Genomic DNA, 22,230 nt, shown 5'->3' with positions numbered 1-22,230 from the left:
CCCGCCCCCCCCCCCCCCCCCCCCCCCCCGGCCCCCCCCCCCCCGCCCCCCCCCGGCCCCCCCCCCCCCCCCGCGCGCCCCCCCCCCCCCCGGGGGGGGGGGGGGGGCCCCCCCGCCCGCCGGGATCAGGCCAGCGGGGCCGGGTAGGTCGGGTACTCCACCCCGGAGACGTGCTGGACGACGCGGATGACCTGGCAGGAGTAGCCGAACTCGTTGTCGTACCAGAGGTAGAGGATCGCGTTGTCGCCGTCGACCTTGGTGGCGCCGGCGTCGACGATCGAGGCGTGGCGCGAGCCGATGAAGTCGCTCGAGACCGCGTCGGGGGCGCTGATGAAGTCGATCTGGCGCTTGAGCGGCGAGGTCAGCGACACGTTGCGGAGGTAGTCGAGGACTTCCTCGCGGGTGGTCTCGCGGCCGAGCCGCAGGCTGAGGATCGCGATCGAGACGTCCGGCACCGGGACGCGGATCGAGCTGCCGGTGATCGGCGCCTCGAGCTCGGGCAGCGCCTTGGCGACGGCCGAGGCGGCACCGGTCTCGGTGATCACCATGTTGAGCGGCGCCGAGCGGCCGCGGCGGTCGGCCTTGTGGTAGTTGTCCAGCAGGTTCTGGTCGTTGGTGAACGAGTGGACGGTCTCCACGTGGCCGCGCAGGACGCCGTACTCGTCCGCCATCGCCTTCAGCGGCGGCACGATCGCGTTGGTGGTGCAGGACGCGCAGGACAGCACCCGCTCGTCCGGCTTGATCGTGTCGTGGTTGACGCCGTGCACGATGTTGGGGACGTCGCCCTTGCCCGGCGCGGTCAGGACGACCTTGTCGATGCCGGGGCGCAGGTGCGTCGAGAGGCCCTCGCGGTCGCGCCACTTGCCCGTGTTGTCGATGAGGATGGCGTTCTTGATGCCGTACGCCGTGTAGTCGATCTCCGACGGGTCGCCGGCGTAGATCACCTTGATCTCGTTGCCGTTGGCGACGATCGTGTCGTTCGCCTCGTCGACGGTGATCGTGCCCTGGAACTGGCCGTGGATGGAGTCGCGCCGCAGCAGCGAGGCGCGCTTGACGAGATCTTCGGCGGCCCGCCCGCCGCCGCGGCGGACCACGATGGCACGCAGCCGGAGGCCGTTGCCGGAGCCGGCCTTCTCGATGAGCAGCCGGGCGACCAGGCGGCCGATGCGGCCGAAGCCGTAGAGGACGACGTCGCGCGGCTCGCGGCACTCGATCTTGTTGGCGCCCGTGGCGCCGGCGACGGCCTCGGCGGTGAACTCCGCCACCGACAGACCACGGTCGTCGGCCTTGTACGTCGCGGCCAGCATGCCGATGTCGATCTGGGAGGGGCCGAGATCGAGCGTGGTGAGAGCCTGCAGGAACGGCATGGTCTCGGTGACCGAGAGTTCCTCGCCGGCGATCTGCCGGGCGAATCGGTGGGTCTTCAGGATGCTGACCACCGACTTGTTGATCAGGGAGCGGCTGTGCAGCAGGACGGTGACATCCCGCTCGCGGTGCAGCTTGCCGATGATCGGGATCATCGACTCCGCGATCTCCTCGCGGTTCTTCCAGTTCGTGAACGAGTCGTCGTTGACTATCACAGGCATCTCTTTCGAGCTAGATGGCGCTCATATGCTAACCGCAAGCCCGTTTGATCGTTCAAGCGGCGTCGGTCACACCCGCGGCGGAGGGTCGGGCGGGCTCGGGTTTGACAAATACGGTTGCCGATCCTGCAATGGCCGCATGGCTCACGACCCGGACCCCAGCGGCCTGAACACGGTGCTGACCGCCGTCGGACCACGCCTGCGCGCCCTGCGACGGCAGCGCGGCGCGACGCTGGCGGAGCTGTCCGAGGCCACCGGCATCTCGGTCAGCACCCTCTCCCGGCTGGAGTCCGGCAAGCGCCATCCCGGCCTGGAACTGCTGCTGCCGCTGGCCAGGGCGCACCGCGTGTCCCTGGACGAGCTCGTCGGTGCCCCGCCCACCGGTGACCCGCGGATCCACGCGACGCCGGTCACCCGCAACGGCAAGACGTACGTGCCGCTGAGCCGGCAGGCCGGCGGGGTGCAGGCGTTCAAGCTGATCCTCCCGGGCGCGAAGGAGGGTGTGGAGCCCGAACCGAAGACCCACGAGGGCTTCGAGTGGCTCTACGTCCTCAGCGGCAGGCTGCGCCTGGTGCTGGGCGAGCACGACCTCGTGCTGCGGTCGGGCGAGGCGGCGGAGTTCGACACCCGGGTGCCGCACTGGTTCGGCAGCGCGGACCAGCGGCCGGTGGAGTTCCTGAGCCTGTTCGGGCCGCAGGGTGAGCGCGTCCACCTCAAGGCGCGGCTGCGGCAGTCCACATGAGGGAGCCCGCGGCGGTCAGCGAATTACGATGAGCGTCGTACAATGGGTGGCCCAGCAGTCCCCGGCCACGACCTGGAGGAGCAGCCGTGCCGACGCCGAAGCAGGCCCGTTCCCTCGAGCACCCCACCCGGGAGCAGATCAGCCTCGAAGGCGTCCTGCACGCCCTGTCCGACCCCATGCGCCTGATGGTGGTGCGGGCGCTGGCCGAGGAGGGCGTCGCCGACCAGTCCTGTTCGGTGTTCGACCTGCCCGTCAGCAAGTCCACCACCACGCACCACTTCCGGGTGCTGCGCGAGAGCGGTGTGATCCACCAGATCTACCGGGGCACGGCCAAGCTGAACTCCCTGCGCCGCGACGACCTCGAAGCGCTCTTCCCCGGCCTGCTCGACAGCGTCCTGACGGCCTACGACCGCCAGAGCGAGCGCGCCCCGGCGGCCGGCTGACGCCCCCGCGTCCGACCGACGCCTCGGGGGCTGAACGAGCCGTCAGCCCTTACCGTGTGCGGCGGTGAGCAGCCCGTCCCAGTCCGGGATCTTCACCGTGCCGCGGCCCAGCCGCGCCCCCAGCGCCGACTCCGCCGCCTCGATGGCCAGCCAGCCCGGCCACTCCACCGGATCCAGGCCCGCCGACCGCAGCGCGGCGGCCGGATCGCCGGCCGGACGGCGCGCCACGAGTGCGCGGGTGTCGGCCAGCAGCGAGGCCACCGTCTCCTTGGCGCACGAGCGGTTGGTACCGATCACCCCGGTCGGCCCGCGCTTGATCCAGCCCGCCACGTACTCGCCCGGCGACGGCACCCCCTCCCGGAGCACCCGCCCCCGGTCGTGCGGAACCGTCCCGCGCTCCACGTCGAACGGCAGCCCCGGGATCGGCACCCCCCGGTAGCCCACCGACCGCAGCACCAACTGCGCCTCGATCTCCTCGAACCGGCCTGTCCCCCGCACCCCGCCCCGCCCGTCCGGGACCGTCCGCTCGAAGCGCACCGCGCGCACGGCGTCGTCCCCCAGCAGCGCCACCGGCCGCAGGAAGAACCGCATCCGGATGCGCCGCCCCAGCTCCCGCGGCGGGGCCTGCGCCCATCCCCGCAGCACGTCCACGTTGCGCCGCACGGCCGACGGCAGTCCGGCCGGGTCGGCCCACGCCGGGTCCAGCTCCGCCTCCTCGGGCCGTACGAGCGCCTGCGCGCCCGGCAGCGCGCCGAGCTCGCGCAGCTCCTTGGTGGTGAACTTCGCCTGGGCCGGGCCGCGCCGGCCCACCATGTGGATGTCCGTCACCCGGCTCTCGGCCAGCGCCTCCAGCGCCGCGTGCGGCACGTCGGTGTGCCGCAGCTCGTCAGCGCCGCGGGCCAGCACCCGGGCCACGTCGACGGCCACGTTCCCGACGCCGATGACGACGGCCGAGCGGGCGGTGAGCACGAATCCGCCCGGCGCGGCGTCCGGATGGGCGCTGTACCAGGAGACGAACTCGGTGGCCGAAAAACTGCCGGGCAGGTCCTCGCCGGGAATCCCCAGCCGCCGGTCGGTCGCCGCGCCCACGCAGTAGACCACCGCGTGGTAGAGCTCCGGCAGCAGCGCGGCGGGCAGCGCCCCCGGCCCGTCCCCCACCGGGACGTTGCCGAGGAAGCGGATGCCCGGCCGCTCCAGGGTCACCCGCAGGTTCTGCTGCAGCGACTTGATCTTCTCGTGATCGGGCGCCACCCCGTAGCGCACCAGCCCGTACGGGCAGGGCAGCCGGTCCAGCACGTCCACCGTCACTCCGGGGACGGCGCGCTGTTCCAGCAGGGCCTGGGCGGTGTAGACCCCGCTCGGGCCGGATCCGACGACTGCGATGCGAAGCACGGAAGGCTCCTTCCCGCGAGTCACTCCAGGATCCCACGGCGGGCCGCGTCACGGGAGGTGCGATGCCGCCGTCCGGACGCGTCCGGACGCCCGGTGGTCAGACGCCCGGCGGAGGCGGGCGCTCGCCGGGCGGTACGCCGAGCCCCCACTCGAGCCCGTACCGCTGGAAGAGCTCCGCGCGCAGCCGCTCGGCGGGCATCGGCGCCCCCGGCAGCAGGATCGCCACGACCGCGCCCATCAGCTGGGCCCGCAGCAGCCGGTAGTCGTTGTCGGGGTCGGTGGAGCCGTAGCGTGACACCGTGTCGCGCAGCAGGTGCGCCAGGCGCTGCTGTTCCGGGCACTGGACGAAGCCCTCGGCCGTCAGGATCCCCGCCATGTGGGTGCGCATCAGCCGGGGCCGGTCCCGGGCGAGGCCCAGCACCGCGTCGATGGCCCGCGCCAGCAGCTCGCGGCCGTCCGGCGCGCACGGTTCCCGCTCCAGCTGCGCCGCGAGCTCACGGTGCATCAGCCGGTGCACCGCGGACTGCAGCAACTGCCGCTTGCCGGGGAAGTAGTACGAGACCAGTCCGCGCGCCGCTCCGGCCCGGTCCGCGATGTCCGCCAGCGTCGTCGCCTCGTACCCGTGCTCGTCGACCAGATCCACGGTGGCCTGCAGCAGCCGCTCTCGGGACCGGCGGCGCAACTCCTCGTTGACCGCTGGGCTGCGGGGGGACATGCGCTAACTCCTGCGTTGACTGGCTCCGAGCCAATATACTCAGAGGGCGGCCGGTTGTCCTGCCCGCTGAGCAGGGCGGACATCGGCACGCCCGCTGATGTCGGGCGATGCGGGGGATCGTCCGACATCAGCGCTTTCCGGCCACCGGACCGGGGCGATATCCGGTGTTTCCCAAATCCCGCCCGGCACGCGGCGGATATCCCTCGGGCCATCGGCGAAACCTGCCGGCCGGTACCTGGGACGTGCATGGCCGGATTTACGGCCGATGGATATATGCGGTCAATCGAGCGGTGGTCGCGGCGGGACCCACGACGCCCGGTCCGGCGCCGGTCCAGGCGTGCTGATATCACGTCAAATTCATTGCGGAAACGGCTTGTCGGCGAGGCCTTCACAGCGTGATGCCCCCGCCCCGCGCGGCCTCGCCCGCCCCTGACGCCGCGATCGCGGATGGCTCCGACCGGGGCATCGCCCGTACGGAGCAGGGTCCGGAGTGTCAGTTTGTAAGCTCTCACGTTTCTGTAAATGTATGCACGTAACGTCGGCTGGACCGCCGACACTTCGCGCACGAGACGTGCCTACGCCAGGGAGAATTCATGCGTTACGGGAGTGCTTTGCGGGCCGAGGTCGCATCCGAGCGGACCACCCCCCTCATCGGCATCTACGACATGTATTCGGCGTCCATCGCGGCCCAGCACTACAACGGCTTCTTCGTCTCCGGTTTCGGTTTCGCCGCCTCGTACTACGGGCTGCCCGACATCGGGTTCATCGCCTGGCCGGACATGCTCGCCTTCGTCGAGCGGCTCCGGCTGGCCTTCCCCGCGCACCACCTGCTGGTGGACATCGACGACGGCTATGTGGACCCCGAGGTCGCCTGCCACGTGGTCCAGCGCCTCGAGCGCACCGGCGCCTCGGGGGTGATCCTCGAGGACCAGAAGCGCCCGCGCCGCTGCGGGCACGCGGACGGCAAGCTGATCCTGCCGCTGGAGGAGTACCTGGAGAAACTGGAGATGGTGCTCAGCAGCAGAGAGGACCTGCTCGTCGTGGCCCGTACGGACGCCACCGAGGAGGACGAGATCCTGCGGCGCGCGGCCGCGCTGGCGCGGACCGACGCGGACGTCGTCCTCGTCGACGGGGTCCGCAGCGTGGAATGGATCCACCGCATCCGCTCGGTCGTCGGCGACAAACCGCTGCTCTTCAACCAGATCGCGGGCGGCAAATCGCCCCGGCTCTCGCTGACCGAACTCACCGAGCTGGGCGTCGACGTCGCCATCTACAGCACGCCGTGCCTCTTCGCCGCGCACAGCGCCATCGACGGGGCCCTGGCCGACCTCAAGCTGGCCGACGGCCGCCTGCCGGACACCCGGCTCACCGGCGCCGTGGGAGTGCAGAGCTCCACCCGGCTGCTGGAGAGGAACATCAGCCGTCACCATCGCGCGGCGCAGCCGGCCGGCGTCTGAGCCGGCCGCGACGCACCCCGCCATGGGCAGACACCGACGGCAGGCAGCGACAGCACCCGGTCAGTTCCGGCTTCCCAGGGCGGGCGTCGTGCTCGCGCTGGCGGCGGGCGCGCTGCTCGGCGGGCACGCCGGGCAGGCCTCCGCCGCCGCACCCCGGCACCCCGACGCCGACGAGGAGACCGGGTACGGTCCGCCGGCCGGAGCCCGCGCCCCCCTCCTCGGCCTCCTGGTCATCGACATCGACAACTCCCACGCCGACTCCTGGCTCGAGGTCGACCGGACCCTCAACACCCTGCTCGGCGGCAGGGGAACGGCCGGAAGCGACCACGAGGGCGGCGAGGGCATCGAGATCATCACCCGCGGACTGTCCGAGGCCGCCACCCCCGGAACGCGGCCGCGGCCGGCCGGCCATGCGCCGCACCACCGTGAAAAGGACCAGTGAGGTGACCGGAACACCCCGGAAAGGCCGGCTGCGCAGAGCCGTCGACCCTTATGTCGCGGCCCTGCTCGGCACCGTCGCGCTGGCCACGCTGCTGCCCGCCACCGGCGGCGCGGCCGTGGCCGCCGGCCACGCCGCCGACATCGCCATCGGCCTGCTCTTCTTCCTCTACGGCACCAGACTCTCCACCCGCGAGGCCGTCGACGGGGTGCGCCAGTGGAGGCTGCACCTCGTGGTGGCGGCGAGCACGTTCGTCCTCTTCCCCCTGCTGGGGCTGGCGGCCGGAGCCCTCGCGCCCCTCCTGCTCACCCCGCAGCTCTACACCGGGCTGCTGTTCCTGTGCACGGTCCCCTCGACCGTCCAGTCGTCGATCGCCCTCACCTCCACCGCGCGCGGCAACGTCCCGGCGGCCATCTGCGCCGGTACGTACTCCAGCCTGCTCGGCATGCTGCTCACCCCGCTGCTCGCCGCCTGGCTGATCGGCTCCGCCGTACGGTTCTCCGCCGACGGGCTGCTGACCATCGCGACCCAGTTGCTCGCCCCCTTCCTCGCCGGGCAGCTGCTGCGTCCCCGCCTCGGCGGCTTCACCGGCCGGCACAAGCGGGCGCTCGGCCGCCTGGACCGGCTCTCGATCCTCCTCGTCGTCTACACCGCGTTCAGCAGGGGCATGGCCCAGGGCATCTGGCACCAGGTCACCCCGCTCCGGCTGGCCGCGCTGATGCTGCTCTCCGCGGCGGTGCTGGCGGCGGCGCTCGGCACGACGGCGCTGGCCGGACGGCGGCTGGGATTCGGCCGCGGCGACCGCGTCACGCTCGTCTTCTGCGGCGCCAACAAGAGCCTGGCGACCGGACTGCCCATGGCGGCCGCGCTGTTCGGGCCGGGGGCGGGGCTGGTGATCCTGCCGCTGATGCTCTTCCACCAGATGCAGCTGACCGTCTGCGCGGTCATCGCCAACCGCTGGTCCCGTCAGATGCCGGACGACCCGCTGCCGTCGGGACGGTCGGCGCAGGAAGGGGCGGAAGCGGTGGAGGCAGGGACAGCGGAGGCGGCGGAGGCTGCGGGGGAGTCGGGAAGGGGCGGCGCGCTCCCCGTGGCCTGAGCCCCGCTACGACCCTGTACGCCGCGGACCCGGCCGCGCGTCCTGCGCCGCCAGGCCACCACCACGGCCGCGAGCCCGGTGACCGCGATGAAGGCCATCGCCGCCAGGAACGGCGGTGAGGTCGGCGACGCCGCGTGGCTGCCCGCGATCACATAGGCGGCGGTGTTGGGCACGACGCCCAGCCCGGTCGCCAGCACGAAGGGCGCCCAGCCCATCCGGGAGACGGCGGCGCAGTAGTTCGCCGCGGCGAAGGGCACCCCGGGGAAGAGCCGGATCGCCAGCATCGACCGGAAGCCGTGCCGGCTCAGCTGCCGGTCGGCGGCCTTCAGCCAGCGCCCGCGCAACAGCGGGCGCAGCGCGTCCTGCCCCAGCAGCCGCCCCAGCCCGAAGGAGACGGCCGATCCCAGCACGGTGCCCACGACGGCCGCGGCCGTCCCGAGCGGGGCACCGAACAGCGCGCCCGCCGCGAGGTTCAGCACCGGGCGCGGCACGAACGCCGCGGTGCACAGTCCGTAGGCGACGGCGAAGAGCACGACCGCCGTGCCGCCGCCCGCCAGCTGCGGCGGCCAGCCGTCGGCGAGCAGCCGCTCCGGCCTGCAGACCACTACGGCCGCCATCGCGCCGCCGAGCAGCGCGACGAGCAGCCCGAGCCGGGCCCACGAGGACAGCAGCACCCGCGACCGGCGCGCGGCGGGGTCCGCGGACGGGGCGGCGGTATCGAGCATCGAAGGAGCGTAACCGACTCCCGCGTAAGGACGAGGTGATGTCGGCGAGACCGGACGGAACGAGAAACGAACGGTCATCCTCCGTTGGCCCGGACGGTGCCGTTCCGGGGGCCGGGCGAAACTCGCGTGCCCTCCGGCAGGGCTCGGCCTAGGGTGCTGTCATGGAAGAACGAGGGGGAGGGGCATTCGAACCGGCCGACCGGATGGTGCTGTTGGTGGCGGCGGAACGACGGGCGAGGCTCGTCCTGCGCCAGGGCCACCTGGAGAAGGTGCTCACGGCCCAGCAGCTGCGGATGGTGGTCCGCCACATGACGCTGACCTGGCTGGACGGCTTCACGGCCGGCGTCGCGCACCGCACCGGGGGCGAACGGGCCTAGGGCGTGCGTGCCCGATGGGTCTTCCGGGCGCGTGTCCGGTGGGTCTGCACGGGCCCCCGCTTCCGGGACAATGAAGGGGTGGACGAACCGATACCCGTGAGCCGGGACGTGGACTGGGGCACCGCCAAGCTGATGCCCGACGTGGACCGGGCACGGGCCTGGCTGCTGACGCTCGACGGCGCGCCGCAGTCGTACGTCGACCTCGAGGACCCCACCCACCTCGAGTTCGAGTACGCGCGCCGGCTCGCGCACGTCCTGGACACGGTCGCCGAACCGGGCCGCCCCCTCGACGTGCTGCACCTGGGCGGCGGGGCCCTGACCCTGCCCCGCTACGTGGCCGCCACCCGTCCCGGCTCGCGCCAGCGCGTCGTCGAGGGCGACCGCGGGCTGATCGCGCTGGTCGCGGAGCACCTTCCGCTGCCGGAGGGGTCCGGCATCGAGGTACGGGCGGCGGACGCCCGCGCGGCGCTGGAAGCCGCCCCCGACGCCTCCGCGGACATGATCATCGGGGATGTCTTCGGCGGCTCCCGGGTGCCCGCACACCTGACGTCCCTCGAGTACGCGCGCACGGCCGCCCGCGTCCTGCGCCCCGGCGGCCACTACGCGGCCAACCTCGCGGACGGCGCGCCCTTCGACTTCCTGCGCTCCCAGGTGGCCACGTACGCGGCCGTCTTCGAGCACCTGTGCCTGATCGCGGAGGCCCCGATGCTGCGCGGGCGCCGCTTCGGCAACGCGGTGCTGGTAGCGGCGCACACCGAACTGCCCGTCGCCGCGCTCGCCCGCCGCGCCGCCGCCGACGCCTTCCCCGCCCGGGTCGAGGACGGGGAGGCGCTGGCGCGGTTCGCCGCCGGGGCGGTGCCGGTGAGCGACGCCGACGCGGTCGGCTCGCCGGAACCGCCGGGCGGCTCGTTCGGCATCGGCTGAGGGGCTGAGGGACGGATCGGCTGATGGGCGTCAGGAGGACTTCAGCGGCCGCAGCGTGCTCATGATCTTCTTGATGGTGTCGTCGGAGACCTCTTCCTTCTCGCCCTTGACCCCCGCGAAGATCCAGGTGTTGAGGTCACCGGTGTCGTCCTTGTAGGCCACCGCGTAGCCCTTGCCGTCCGTGGCGCACTTGGTGTCCTTGGGCACGTCGGTCGCCGTGGTCATCGCGGTGAAGCCGGTGACGCCGTGGTCGCTCTTGAAGGCGGAGGCCTTGCCGATGTTCAGCTTGCCCTTCTTCTTCTGGTCGAACATCGCCCAGGCCCAGCTCGCGGCGGCGTTCTCCGCCGCCTCCTGCAGGCTCTTCGCTCCCTGGGCGCCCTTCGCCCCGACGATCCCGCCCTCGTGGTTGAGCTCGATGCCCTTCTCCGAGGTGGAGACGCACCGCTTCTCCTCGAAGTAGGCGGGGGAGGACATGGCCTCGGCCATCCCGTCCTTGTCCTTGCCGGTCTGGTCCGGGACGATCACGCCGGTGCCGGTCTGGGCCACCGACCAGTCGGCGGGCACGTCGAAGACGACGTGTCGCTTGGGGTTGATGACGACCTTCCAGCCATTGATGACCGGCTTGACCTCCTGGCTCGCCCGCGGGTTGTCCTCGCCGCCTCCGCCCGGCGAGGACGAGGGCGGGGCCTGGACGGACGCCGACGGCTTGGGGCCGTCCTGGGCCTCGGTCGTCTGCTGGTCGTCCTTCGTGTCGTCGCCCGTCAGGACGACGGCCCCGGTGACGCCGGCCGCGATCACCACGGCCACCGCGGCCGCGATGGCGATCACGGTGACGCGCTTGTTGCGGCCGTCGCCAGGCGGCTGCGGTCCGCCGGGCGCGCCAGGCCCCGACCACTGTCCGGCCGGGCCGGGCTGTGCGTAGGGGTTGGGCTGCTGCTGGTATCCGGGCTGCTGGTAGGGGTTGGGTTGCTGGTACCCCGGCTGGGCGTACGGGTTCCGGTTCGGGTCCTGCGGGTTCTGCTCGCCCCCGGGCGGCTGCTGTCCTGGCCACATGGCCGCTAACCCTAGAGGGTGCGCGTGACTGTTGTGGTCCGTGGGCCTTCCCGGTTTTGCTACTGACTGGTAACTTTCGGGGCATGTCTGAGACCCTGCCCTCGATCGGCGAGGCCCTGGCGGCCACCGTGCCCATGGTCCGCACGCTCAACCTGACCTTCGGCGAGATCACCCCCGAGCGCGCCGTGATCCATCTGCCCGACCAGCCCGAGTACCACAACCACGTCGGGGGCCCGCACGCCGGCGCGATGTTCACCCTCGCCGAGTCCGCCAGCGGCGCCATCGTCCTGGCCGCCTTCGGCTCCCAGCTCTCGCGGGCGGTCCCGCTGGCCGTACGCGCCGAGATCGGCTACAAGAAGCTCGCCATGGGCCCGGTCACCGCCACCGCCGTCCTCGGCCGCCCGGCCGCCGACGTCATCGCCGAGCTGGACGCCGGCCAGAGGCCGGAGTTCCCGGTGCGCGTCTCCATCACGCGCGAGGACGGCGCGGAGACGGGCGAGATGACGATCTGGTGGACGCTGCGGCCGAACGCGTAGCCGCCGGCCGCCATCGGCGGGGCCCGCACGTCCGTCACCGGATGTGCGGGCCCCGTCATTTCTGGAAGAACCTCGCGCGCAAACCACCCGTCAGTGGGCATTGGAAGCGTGGCGCGTCCGATCGGCCCGCCGGGCGGGACCGGTACGCATCCGTGTGCCGGTGCCGGCCCTCCTTCCCTCCGCCACCGGACGCCTGTCGCCGGGTAGGAGACACCCGTGGCAGTTCCGGACCGTCCCCTCATACCCACCCCGGCCCCGTCCGCCCCCTGTTACGTCCTCTCGCTCGCCCGTGGCGGGCACGAGGTGCGCGAGGCCCAGCGGTTGCGCTACCGGATGTTCGCCGAGGAGGCCGGGAGACACCTCGAGACACCGCAGCCGGGCCACGACATCGACGGATTCGATGCCTACTGCGATCACCTGCTCGCCCGCGACGCACGTACGGGAACGCTGGTCGGTACCTGCCGGCTGCTGACGCCCGAGGGAGCCGAGGCCGCCGGTGGCCTCGTCGCCGAGGAGTACTTCGACCTGGACCGGCTGGCGGCTCTGCGCGGCGACTTGGTGGAGGTCAGCCGGGCCTGCACCCACCCCGCCCACCGCGGCGGCACCCTGATCCCCTTGATGACGCTAGGCGTCGGGCACTACGTCGTCCGGGCCCGCCGCACGTGGATCGGTGGCAGCTGTCTGCTGTCACCGGACGGGGACCTACGGACAATAGCGGCGGTGTGGGAGACCGCAGTCCGCCATCTGGCACCCGAGGAGTACCGGGTCACCCCGCTGATGCCGGTCGCGCTGCCACGGGAGCCCGTGGCGGCACGCGAACACGCCGCGCTGCCGCCGCTCCTGCGCGGTTCCCTGGACCTCGGTGCCTGGGTATGCGGCCCGCCAGGCCACAACCCGCGGTGGGGCGCTGCCGCGCTGTACGTACTCACCCCCCTCCACCGCATCGACCCGGCGCACTTGCGGGACCTGCCCGTCCTCGCCCCGGACCGACCGCCCACCTGAGGAGCCCCCATGGCGCCGTCCTCCGTGGAACACCTCCGCTCCGAACCCATCGCCGTGGTGGGCGCCGCGTGCCGGCTGCCCGGCGGCATCAGCACGCCGGCCGAGCTGTGGTCGGCCCTGATCTCGGGGCGGGACCTGATCGGCCCGGTGCCGCCGGGACGGTTCGACCCGGACCGCTGGCTCGACCCCGACCCCGGCCGGCCGGGGAAGACCTACACGACGGTCGGCGGGTTCCTCGACGACATCCACGGGTTCGACGCGGGCTACTTCGCCATGTCGCCGCGCGAGGTGAGCCGGATGGATCCGCAGCAGCGGCTGGCCCTGGAGCTGGCGGTGGAGGCGCTCGACGACGCCGGAGTGGCGGCGGCCGTCCTCGCGGGTGCGGACACGGCCGTGTACATGGGGGTGTCCAGCCCGGCGTTCGGCGTCATGCAGGGGCTGGACGAGAGGTCGACCGACGGCTACACGATGACGGGCGGTGCCCTGTCGATCGTCGCCAACCGGGTCTCGCACTTCCTGGACCTGCGTGGGCCCTCCCTCGCGATCGACACCGCTTGTTCGTCGTCCCTGGTGGCGCTGCACCACGCCTGCGAGGCGCTGCGCGCGGGCCGTTGCGGTACGGCTCTGGCGGGGGGCGTCCATGTGCTGCTCAGCCCGTTCGAGTTCGTCGGGTTCTCCAAGGCGTCGATGCTGTCGCCGACCGGGCGCTGCCGTACGTTCTCCGCCGGCGCCGACGGCTATGTGCGCGCGGAGGGCGGCGGTGTGGTGCTGCTCAAGCCGCTGTCCCGGGCGCTCGCGGACGGGGACCGGGTGCACGCGGTGATCCTGGGCAGCGCCGTCAACACCGACGGGCGGACGCCGGGCCTGGCCCAGCCCAGTGCGGACGCCCAGGAGGCGGTGCTGCGCGCGGCGTACGAGGCGGCCGGCGTGGAGCCGGACGAGGTGGCGTATCTGGAGATGCACGGCACCGGCACCCCCGTGGGCGACCCGACGGAATGCCGGGCCGTCACCCGGGCGCTCGGTGCCCGGCGGCGACCGGGGAGCGCGCTGGCGGTGGGCTCGGTCAAGAGCCATCTGGGCCACCTGGAACCGGCGTCGGGCATGGCCGGGCTGTTCACGACCATGCTGGTGCTGCGGCACGGCCGGATACCGGCGAATCGTCACGCCCTGCCGCTCAACCCGGCGATCGACTTCGCCGGATGGGGGCTGGCCCCGGCCGTCGCGACACGGCCGTTGGACTCCTCGCCGACGGGCCGGACCGTGGCCGGCGTCAACTCCTTCGGCTTCGGCGGCGCGAACGCCCATGTCGTCCTGACCGCATGCGACCCCCCGGCGCCGGAACCGGCCTCCGGGAAGCTGCTGCCACTGATCGTTTCGGGACGCACACCGGCCGCGGCCGGCGCGGCGGCACGCCGCATGGCCGAGCGGCTCGCGGGGTGCGACGAGCGGGAGTTCTACGACCTGGCCTGGACCTCCTGCCGCCGGCGCGGTCTGCACGAGCACCGCGTGGCCGTGCTCGCCGACGGGCCGGCCGAGGCCGCGGGGCTGCTGCGCGGCCCGCACCCGGGCCCGGTGCCGGCCGCCGGACGGGCCGAGGTCGCGATGGTCTACTCCGGCAACGGATCGCAGTGGGCCGGCATGGGCGCGGACCTGCTCGCGGCCGAACCCGTCTTCCGGGCGGCCGTGCGGGACGCGGACGACGCGCTGCGCCCCCACCTCGGCTGGTCGGTCCTGGAAGAGCTCGCGACGCCGCAGGACCGCCGGCGTCCGGACACCACCGATGTGGCCCAGCCGCTGCTCTTCGCCGTACAAGTGGGTCTCACCGCGCTGCTGGAGCGTCACGGGATCCGGCCCGGCGGGGTCGTCGGGCACAGTTCCGGCGAGACGGCCGCCGCGTGGGCCGCCGGGGCGCTCGGCCTGGACGCCGCGGCGCGCGTGGTGGTGGAACGTTCCCGCGCCCAGGCGTCGACCGCCGGTGACTGGGGCATGGCGGCGATCGGTGCCGGCGCCGAGCGGGCCGAGCGGCTGCTGGCGCCGTACGCGGGGCGGCTGGAGATCGCCGCTGTGAACAGCGGGCGGGACGTGACCGTCAGCGGTGACCGGGCCGCGCTCGCCGCCCTGGGTGCGGAACTGCTGGGTGCGGGCGTGTTCTTCCGCGACCTCGGGCTGCCGTACGGCTTCCACAGTCATGCCATGGACGGCCTCCGACAGCGGCTGCCGGCGGTTTTGGCAGGACTCAAGGGGCAGCCGGCGCACACCGCGTACGCCTCGGCGACCACCGGCACCCTGCTGGACGGCCCCGAGCTGGACGCCGGCTACTGGTGGCGGAACGTGCGGCAGCCCGTCCTGTTCGCCGCCGCTGTCGGACAACTCCTGAGCCTGGGCTGCGACCTGTTCCTCGAGGTCGGTCCGCATCCCGTGCTCGGCGGCTGTCTGCGGCGGTGCGCGCCCGCAGCCCAGGTCCTGTCCACGCTGAGCCGGGGCGTGGCCGGTCCGGAGGCGGTGCGGTCCTGTGCCGGACAGCTGCTGGCGGCCGGGGTCGCGAGCGACGCGTACTTCCCGCGGCCCGGCCGGGTCGTGGATCTGCCCGCCTATCCGTGGGAGCGCGAGCGCCACTGGAACGGCGGCCCTGCCGTCTGGACGCGTACCTGTGGCGACGGCACGGCCGCCCATCCGCTGCTCGGCGAGCGGGCGGCCGTGGCGGAACCCACCTGGCACGGGCCGTTCGAGCCGGCGCGCGTTCCGTGGCTGGCCGGGCACGTCATCGCGGGGGCGGTCATCATGCCGGCCACCGGTTACGTGGAGATGGCCCTGGCCGCCGGCCGGCGGCTGTGGGACGCGGCCGTCGAGATCACCGACCTGGCCATCCCGCACGCCCTGGTGCTGCCGTTCGAGGACCATCGTCGCCTGGAGATCCAGACCGCGCTGTCGGCGGACGACGGCGTCGTCCGCGTCGCCGGCCGTGGCGGGGGCTCCGGCCCTTGGCTGGAACACGCCCGCGGCCGGGCCCGCAGGCTCCTCGACCCCCGGCCGGACCCCGTGGACACCGGGCGGCTCGCCGCGGAGCTGGAAGGGCGGTGCACGGCCGAGGACTTCTACCGGCTCATCGAGCGGGCGGGCGTCCGGTACGGACCCGACTTCCTCGTCCTGGACAACGACCTCCTCATCGGTGACGACCGCGTCCTGACCCGCTACACCACCGACGCCGCACTCGAAGGCTACGAGGCCCACCCCGCCCTCCTCGACGGAGCCGTGCAGACCGGTCTCATGCTGCTGGAAGACCTTGTCGTCGAAGGGGTTCCCTATCTTCCGGCCGCCGTCGACCGGGTACGGGCGTGGTCCCGGCTGCCCGCCGCCGGCCACTTCCTCGCCCACCGCCGCGCCATGTCCGAGCAGGAAGCGCTCCTGGACCTCACCGTCCTCGGCGCCGACGGGCAGGTGTGCCTGTTCCTGGAGGGAGTCCGCCTGCGCAAGTTCGGTGCGCAGGCGCACCGGTACCCCTCGCTCCACAGGACGGTCCTGCGCGCGGCCGCCCGTCCCGGGCACGACCCCGGCCCCGTCCCGCTGCCCGGCACGCTCGAGCCGGCGCGCGCGTGCGGGGCGCCGCCGCGCGGCGACCGGCTCGAGGACGGGGGAGACCATCGCGCCCGTGTCAGGGACGCGGCGAGGGAGCTGGCCGGGCACTTCGGGGCGGCCACTATGGTGTCGATACTGCCGGACGGCGGGGCGGGCGGCTTCGGCGTCGGTGACCTTCTCGACGCCGGAGTGCGGCCGCAGTACGCGCCACTGCTCCGGGTACTGCTGGAGGCCGCGCGCACCTGTGGGCTCGCCGAGCCGGAGTCGGGTTCCGCCCGCTGGAGGATCGTCCGACCCCCGGCACCGGAAGAGCGCTTCCGCGATCTCGCCCGGCGGTATCCCGGCCTCGGCGTGGAACTCGCGCTGCTCGGCACGTGCGGCGCGCACCTGGCCGAGGTCCTGTGCGGCTCCCTCGACCCCGCCGGCCTGCTGCTCACGGAGGCCAACCGGTCCCTGCTGGAGGAGTTCCACACCGGCGCGTTCCCCGCGCGGGCCGTCGGCGCGGCCGTCCGGGTCCTGGTCGCGGCGTGGCCCGACGACCGTCCGCTGCGCGTCCTGGAGGTGGGCGCGGGCACCGGTGCCCTCACCGCGGCGGTGCTGCCGCTGCTGCCGCCCGAGCGCACGCAGTACGCGTACACGGACGTCTCCGACAGCTACTTCGTCCGCGCCCGGAAGCGCTTCGCCGCCTACGACTTCGTCACCTACAAGCTTCTGGCCACGGGTGAGGACCCTGTCGAGCAGGGCTTCGCGGAAGGCGGCTTCGACCTCGTCCTGGCGGGTGACTCGCTGCACGCGGCGGCCGACCTGCGGGTCGCGCTGGCGGGGGTGGGGCGTCTGCTGGCGGACGGGGGTCACCTCCTCGCCTTCGAGAGCCACGACCTCCTCGTCTTTGCGCTGCTGCCGGGACTGCTGCCGTCGTTCTGGCACCGGACGGACCCGGATCTGCGGCCCGGCGGGCCGCTGCTGGACGCCGACGCCTGGCGCCGGGTGCTGGCCGGGGCGGGCTTCCGCGAGGTCACCGCCGTGGAGGTCGATGACGCGTCGTCGGTGCTGCTGGCCCGGCGCCCGCCCAAGGCCGAACCCGTCGCCCGCACACCGGGCGTCCCGGAACCGGCGACGGCCTGGATCGTCGCCGCGGAGCCCTCGTGCGGCGCGCTCGCCACAGCTCTGGCGCGGCGGCTCGGCGCGGGCGCCGTCGAGGTCGCGATCGACAGTAATCCCGGCCGGTGGCAGGCCCTACTGGGCGGTGCGAGCGGACCGGCAGGAGTGGTCCTGCTGATGAGCTCGACGGACTCACGACTGGACGTGGACCGGGCCGTACGCCGCATCGCCGTCCTGCGCGCCCTGGCCCGGACGGAGACCGCGGCGACCGTTCAGGTGTGGCTCGTCACCCCGCCCACGGGTGCCCTTCCCGCCCCCGAACGTCCCCTGGCCCCGGAGCTCGCGACGGTCTGGGGCGCCGCGCGGTGTCTGGCCAACGAGCAACCCCGGTTCGACGTCCGCCGGGTCTCCCTGGACAGCGGCGGTGATCCGGCCGCCGACGCCGAACGCCTCGCCGCGGAGATCGTCGCACCCGACGCGGAGGACGAGATCGTGCTCACCCGCGGCGGGCGGTTCGTGCCCCGCGTCCACGCCCGGCCCGGCCCCGCCCTCGGCGCGCAGGCCGGGGCCGACGAGTCCTTCGCGCTGCGGCTGCGCGACCCCGGAGGCGCGTACCGGCTGTCCTGGGTACCCGCCGGCATCCCGCGGCCGGGTCCGCAGGACGTCCTCGTCTCCGTGCGGGCCGCCGCCCTGAACTTCCACGACATCATGCAGGCACGCGGGCTGATCCCTCTCAAGCAGCGCACGGACGGCCCCGGGCACGCGGTCGGTCTCGAAGGCACCGGTGTCGTCACCGGCGTCGGCTCCGCCGTCACCGGGTTCGCGACGGGGGACCGGGTCTTCGTGTTCGGCACCGACACGCTGCGCTCCCACACCACCGTCCATCAGACGATGGTGTGGCGGATTCCCGACGGCATGGGCTTCCACGAGGCCGCCACCCTGGCCGCCGTCCATGTGACCGTCCACCATGCCCTGCACCACCTCGCCCGGCTGGCCGCCGGGGAAGCCGTGCTCGTGCACGGAGCCGCCGGAGGCGTGGGCCTAGCGGCCCTCCAGTACGCGCAACACGTCGGTGCCCGGGTCATCGCCACGGCCGGCACCCCCGCCAAGCGCGATCTCCTGCGGCTGCTCGGCGTGCGGCACGTCCTGGACTCGCGCACCCTGGACTTCGCCCACCAGGTGAAGTCCCTGACCGGCGGCCGCGGCGTCGACGTCGTCCTCAACTCCCTCGCCGGCGAGGCCATCAGCCGCGGACTGGAATCACTGCGGACCGGCGGCCGCTTCATCGAACTGGGCAAGCGCGACATCTACGGCAACAGCCGGCTGCTGCTGCGTCCCTTCCTCGACCACCTCACGCTCTCGGCGGTGGGGGACGTCACCGAACTCCTCACCCACCAGCCCGAACTCGCCGCGCGGGAGGGCGCCGACATCAAGCGGCTGGTGGGCGACGGCGTCTACCGGCCCATCCTGCACCACGTCCACCCGGCGGACCGGATCACCGATGCCTTCGAGGCACTCCAGCACTCCCGGCACATCGGCAAGGTCGTCATCTCCCTGGACCCGCCGCCGCACCTGGAGACCACGCCCCCGCCGGTGACGCTCGACGACCGGGGAACGTACCTGGTCACCGGCGGCCTGGACGGCTTCGGCGCCGCCACCGCCCGCTGGCTCGCCCGGCAGGGCGCCCGCCGGCTGGCACTCGTCGGCAGGCGTGGCGAGCACACCCCCGGCGCGCCCGCTCTGCTCGACGAACTGCGCGGGTACGGGGCGGGCGTGAGCGTCCACGCGGCGGACGTCTCCGACGCGGCGGCCCTGCGCGCGGTCCTCGCCTCGCTGGACGCGCCGCTGCGCGGTGTCGTCCACGCGGCCACCGTCTATGACGACGGACCGCTGACGGAGCTCACCGACGACCGCATCCGGGACGTCCTGGCCGCCAAGGCGGGCGGGGCGGCGCTGCTGGACGAGCTGACGCGCGACAGCGACCCGCGCCTGTTCCTGCTGTACTCCTCCGTCACGGCGCTGTTCGGCAACCCCCGGCAGAGCAACTACGTGGCCGCCAACCTGTACCTGGAGGCCCTGGCACGCGCCCGCCGCCGGGACCGGAGGGCGGCCCTCGCCGTCGGCTGGGGCGCCGTCGCCGACACCGGCCATGCGGCCCGTACGGACATGTCGGCCTACCTGCGGGCGATGGGCCTGCCACCGTCCCCCACGCGGGAACTCCTGCGCTCCCTCGGACCATTGCTCGGCGGGCCGTACGACGTCGCGGTGCCGGCCGGAGTGGACTGGTCACGCGCCCGGCACGCCGGCCCGGCGACCGGGAGGCCACGCTTCGCGGGCCTCGTCCCGGAACAAGGCGGCGACGAGGACGGCGAAGCCCTGGCCCGCGCCCTCGCCGACGCCACCCCCGAGGCCGCCCTGGCCCTCGTGACCGAGGCCCTCACCGGCCACATCGCCAGGACCCTCCAGACCACGGCCGACCGGCTGCCGCCCGACCGGCCGCTCGCCCAACTGGGCCTCGACTCCCTGATGGGAGCCGAGCTCACGACCGTCATCCACCGGCAACTGGGCTGCGACCTGCCCATGGTCGAGATCGTCAGCAGCGCCTCGATCGGCGACCTCGCGCAGCGCTGCGTTCACCGGATGAAGAGGTCCACCGGATGAAGAGGTCCACCGAATGAGGGGGTTCACCGACTGAAGGAGGAGGCGGCAGAAGGCCCCACCCGGCTGCCCGGGTGGGGCCTTCTGCATTCAACGGCGGTCGGCACCGCCCGGCGGTCAGGAGCTCATGAGGTCCGCGATGACCAGCGCGGTGACCGTGCCCTTGAAGCCCCAGCCGGGGTTCGTCGCGTGGTTGGGGTGGTTACGGCGCCAGAGGGTCAGCTTGACCTGTCCGTCCTCGTCCGTGTCCTCGCTCGAGACGATCTCCAGCCCCACCTGGTCGAGCGACATCGAGCAGTGGCTCGGGTTGCCGTTCTCCAGCACCTCGAGGGAGTACGACTGGAGCATCACATTGATGACGGGGCGCCCCTTCTCGTCGTTGCGGATCTTGCCCGGGATCGTGAATCCCTGCTTCTGCGAGTACGGAGCCGCCATGGGTGCACGGTCCACCTCGAACTTGACCCGCTTGAATGCAATAGCCATTGCTTTTCCTCCGATTCGGTCGGGCGGATTTGCCGAGACCATTGTTAGCACGGCCGCCCGGGGGTCTGTCATCCGAGTGAATCGCCCGTGCATTCATTTCGAGCCGCCTTTTCGCAGTTCGATTTCCCCTGGTGGAGCCGCACTTGACAGTCGATTAACAAAGCCGGTAGTTCCCGGGAGGGTTTCACTTGATCGATAAGCATGGGATTTCTTCGGAAGGCTGGCTCGATGCATTCGGTGCGGGCCGAACCGATCGATTCGGATTTGCGTTTGCGGGGCTGTCTCCGGGTAATGTCCCGTCGCGTCCGGGTCGCCCGGGAGAATGCACGAGAGGAAGGCCGGAACAATGGCACTCACAATCAGGCAGGGATTCGTTCCGCACACCTTGCAGCCCGGAGGGAAGGGGGCTTTCACCATCGACGTGTCCTCGGATGTCGTCATCAACGGTCAGAAGGAATGGATAGCGACACGGCTCCCCGACGGCATCACGTTCCCGGAAGGAGGCGTGGTCCGGTACATCGCCGACGGTGCGAAGATCAACGATGTGCTCCCCGCGACCTGGGATCCCGGCAGCCGGCAGCTCCGGTTCCAGAGCGAGTTGCACCTCAATGACAGCACCCCGCGCCAGAACGGCTTCTACTCGATCGACGTGCAGGCGCTCCCGGACGCGGCCCCTGGCCTGCGGAAGCTGGAGGATGCGATCGAGATAGCCGGAGTGAAGGCCGGCGTGGAGTTCGAAATCGTCTCCCCCCGGCCGCCCGAGAGCTTGATCAAGAACGGCGACTTCGCCGATGTGCGGTTCAAGCCGGACGGGAAATGGGAGCCCAATCAGGGCGTGCTCTTTGCGCGGAAGGCCTCCGAACTCGGCTCGTGGAACGTGGGAACGTACCAGGGAAAGGGTGTCTGGGCGCCGTCCCGGACGGGCGCGCCCGGCGAACTGATCGACGTGATCAACGGTGACGCGGACGGTCATTTCCCGGTGGACCGGGAGCGCCCCTTCGCGTCGGGCGAGAACATCGTCGACGTCAACGGCTCCAACACCTGTGGCTATATCGAGCAGACCGTCGAGGTGAGGCCCGGCGCCTGGTACGAGCTGTCGTTCCACACCGGATACCACCTCACGAAGGAGGACACCGCCGGGCCCACATATCTGCGGGCGGACGTGCGGTGCGGCGAGCCGGGTTCCGAGACCGTTCTGGTCTGGGACGACTATGTGCAGTACTACACCGGCAAGGGTGACGTCTCGTCCCAGGACTCCCGGAGGAAGCTCAACAATCCGGGCTGGCGGAAGCGCCGGCTGCGTTTCCAGGTCCCGGAGGGCGTCGGTGAGGTGACCGTGCGGTTTGCCAACCCCGGCCCTTCCGGATTCAACAAGGAACTGCCCGCCAATCCGGGTGGCAGCGCGGGCATGCTCGTCGCCCATGTGGGCCTCGTGCCTTCCGCTGCCGACCCGTACGCAGGTCGCTGAATTCCCGGAGCCGGTGGCCCGTCACGAATTGCGGTCCACCGGCTCCGCCATGTCCAGGAGCTGAGGACATGCCTTCTCCTTTCGCTGGGTCGATGCAGCGCGTCAGTCTGGTTGTGGCAATTCGGCGCGTCAACCGGGTGATCACCGGCCCATCGCTTTCGAGCCGCCTTCTGTCGCCGATTACCCCTGGTGAACGCCTACTTGACGCTCGCCCGGAAGAGCCGGTATTTCGCGCGGATTTATGACGGCGACGGCCGGGCTCATGCCCTGACCTGGCCCGACACCGCCGTACCGACCGGAAACCCTCTTCTGCGATTTGTGTCCGGCGAGTCGGGGCTGCGAGTGTCGGCAGCCGCCGGGCGGCGAGAGGAAGCATCTGCTTCGCCACCTGCGCATCAACGGATCGTTCATCGACCATTTGCTCGTCCACGGTGCACTTGGAAGCGTCGGCCAGTCC

General features: G+C 72.5%; 16 protein-coding genes and 1 pseudogene. 11 read left to right on the top strand and 6 right to left on the bottom strand.

Annotation, left to right across the window (positions count from 1 at the left end; all coding sequences use genetic code 11):
- Positions 1 to 125 precede the first annotated feature (125 nt).
- Positions 126 to 1,580, bottom strand: a complete 1,455-nt coding sequence (locus ACIG36_RS07025) for a glyceraldehyde-3-phosphate dehydrogenase (RefSeq protein ID WP_399923990.1) — start codon at positions 1,578 to 1,580, stop codon at positions 126 to 128.
- A gap of 142 nt (positions 1,581 to 1,722) precedes the next feature.
- Between ACIG36_RS07025 and ACIG36_RS07020 the strand changes: the two genes are divergently transcribed.
- Entirely contained in the window at positions 1,723 to 2,325 is a 603-nt protein-coding gene (locus ACIG36_RS07020) for a helix-turn-helix domain-containing protein (RefSeq protein ID WP_399923211.1), read from the top strand.
- 86 nt (positions 2,326 to 2,411) lie between these two features.
- Positions 2,412 to 2,768, top strand: coding sequence for an ArsR/SmtB family transcription factor (locus ACIG36_RS07015; protein WP_399923208.1), 357 nt, complete (start codon positions 2,412 to 2,414; stop codon positions 2,766 to 2,768).
- Positions 2,769 to 2,810: 42 nt separating this feature from the next.
- On the opposite strand, the gene ACIG36_RS07010 is transcribed toward ACIG36_RS07015, so the two are convergent.
- Together ACIG36_RS07010 and ACIG36_RS07005 are read right to left on the bottom strand one after the other, a co-directional pair.
- Positions 2,811 to 4,160, bottom strand: a complete 1,350-nt coding sequence (locus ACIG36_RS07010) for an FAD-dependent oxidoreductase (protein ID WP_399923205.1) — start codon at positions 4,158 to 4,160, stop codon at positions 2,811 to 2,813.
- 97 nt (positions 4,161 to 4,257) lie between these two features.
- Positions 4,258 to 4,875, bottom strand: a complete 618-nt coding sequence (locus ACIG36_RS07005) for a TetR/AcrR family transcriptional regulator (protein WP_399923202.1) — start codon at positions 4,873 to 4,875, stop codon at positions 4,258 to 4,260.
- A gap of 593 nt (positions 4,876 to 5,468) precedes the next feature.
- Between ACIG36_RS07005 and ACIG36_RS07000 the strand changes: the two genes are divergently transcribed.
- The 3 genes from ACIG36_RS07000 to ACIG36_RS06990 are packed head-to-tail and all read left to right on the top strand — an operon-like array spanning position 5,469 to position 7,870.
- A complete protein-coding gene (locus tag ACIG36_RS07000) occupies positions 5,469 to 6,332 on the top strand; it encodes an oxaloacetate decarboxylase (protein ID WP_399923199.1) in 864 nt (287 codons plus the stop codon).
- Positions 6,333 to 6,354: 22 nt separating this feature from the next.
- Entirely contained in the window at positions 6,355 to 6,774 is a 420-nt protein-coding gene (locus ACIG36_RS06995; protein ID WP_399923196.1) for a hypothetical protein, read from the top strand.
- The gene (locus tag ACIG36_RS06990; RefSeq protein ID WP_399923193.1) at positions 6,743 to 7,870 is read left to right on the top strand and encodes a bile acid:sodium symporter family protein; all 1,128 of its coding nucleotides are present in this window, start codon (positions 6,743 to 6,745) and stop codon (positions 7,868 to 7,870) included. Before ACIG36_RS06995 ends, ACIG36_RS06990 begins: the two co-directional genes overlap by 32 nt.
- 29 nt (positions 7,871 to 7,899) lie before the next feature.
- Here ACIG36_RS06990 and ACIG36_RS06985 read toward each other — a convergent pair.
- Positions 7,900 to 8,595 (bottom strand): annotated as a pseudogene (locus ACIG36_RS06985) (TVP38/TMEM64 family protein); the annotation flags it as partial.
- A 161-nt stretch (positions 8,596 to 8,756) separates the two neighbouring features.
- Between ACIG36_RS06985 and ACIG36_RS06980 the strand changes: the two are divergent.
- Both ACIG36_RS06980 and ACIG36_RS06975 read left to right on the top strand, forming a co-directional pair.
- On the top strand, positions 8,757 to 8,972 hold the full coding sequence (locus ACIG36_RS06980; protein WP_399923190.1) for a hypothetical protein: 216 nt from the start codon (positions 8,757 to 8,759) through the stop codon (positions 8,970 to 8,972).
- 78 nt (positions 8,973 to 9,050) lie between these two features.
- On the top strand, positions 9,051 to 9,896 hold the full coding sequence (locus tag ACIG36_RS06975) for a spermidine synthase (RefSeq protein ID WP_399923187.1): 846 nt from the start codon (positions 9,051 to 9,053) through the stop codon (positions 9,894 to 9,896).
- Positions 9,897 to 9,926: 30 nt separating this feature from the next.
- Here ACIG36_RS06975 and ACIG36_RS06970 read toward each other — a convergent pair whose 3' ends face one another.
- Positions 9,927 to 10,949 carry a hypothetical protein gene (locus tag ACIG36_RS06970; protein WP_399923184.1) on the bottom strand — a complete coding sequence of 341 codons (1,023 nt, stop codon included), beginning with the start codon at positions 10,947 to 10,949 and terminating at the stop codon, positions 9,927 to 9,929.
- Positions 10,950 to 11,032: 83 nt separating this feature from the next.
- Here ACIG36_RS06970 and ACIG36_RS06965 point away from each other — a divergent pair, with 83 nt between their 5' ends.
- From ACIG36_RS06965 to ACIG36_RS06955, 3 genes are all read left to right on the top strand, one after another.
- Positions 11,033 to 11,485, top strand: coding sequence for a DUF4442 domain-containing protein (locus tag ACIG36_RS06965; protein WP_399923181.1), 453 nt, complete (start codon positions 11,033 to 11,035; stop codon positions 11,483 to 11,485).
- Positions 11,486 to 11,701: 216 nt separating this feature from the next.
- A complete protein-coding gene (locus ACIG36_RS06960) occupies positions 11,702 to 12,487 on the top strand; it encodes a GNAT family N-acetyltransferase (protein ID WP_399923179.1) in 786 nt (261 codons plus the stop codon).
- A 9-nt stretch (positions 12,488 to 12,496) separates the two neighbouring features.
- Entirely contained in the window at positions 12,497 to 19,825 is a 7,329-nt protein-coding gene (locus ACIG36_RS06955) for an SDR family NAD(P)-dependent oxidoreductase (RefSeq protein ID WP_399923177.1), read from the top strand.
- Positions 19,826 to 19,939: 114 nt separating this feature from the next.
- Here ACIG36_RS06955 and ACIG36_RS06950 read toward each other — a convergent pair whose 3' ends face one another.
- On the bottom strand, positions 19,940 to 20,305 hold the full coding sequence (locus ACIG36_RS06950) for a hypothetical protein (protein WP_399923174.1): 366 nt from the start codon (positions 20,303 to 20,305) through the stop codon (positions 19,940 to 19,942).
- Positions 20,306 to 20,726: 421 nt separating this feature from the next.
- Between ACIG36_RS06950 and ACIG36_RS06945 the strand changes: the two genes are divergently transcribed.
- A complete protein-coding gene (locus ACIG36_RS06945; protein ID WP_399923172.1) occupies positions 20,727 to 21,773 on the top strand; it encodes a hypothetical protein in 1,047 nt (348 codons plus the stop codon).
- Positions 21,774 to 22,230: the final 457 nt, after the last annotated feature.

The organism is Streptomyces sp. NPDC053048, assembly GCF_044547045.1.
Taxonomy (GTDB): domain Bacteria; phylum Actinomycetota; class Actinomycetes; order Streptomycetales; family Streptomycetaceae; genus Streptomyces.
Note: the sequence above shows the minus strand (reverse complement) of the source record. Positions and strands in the feature narration are given on the sequence as shown.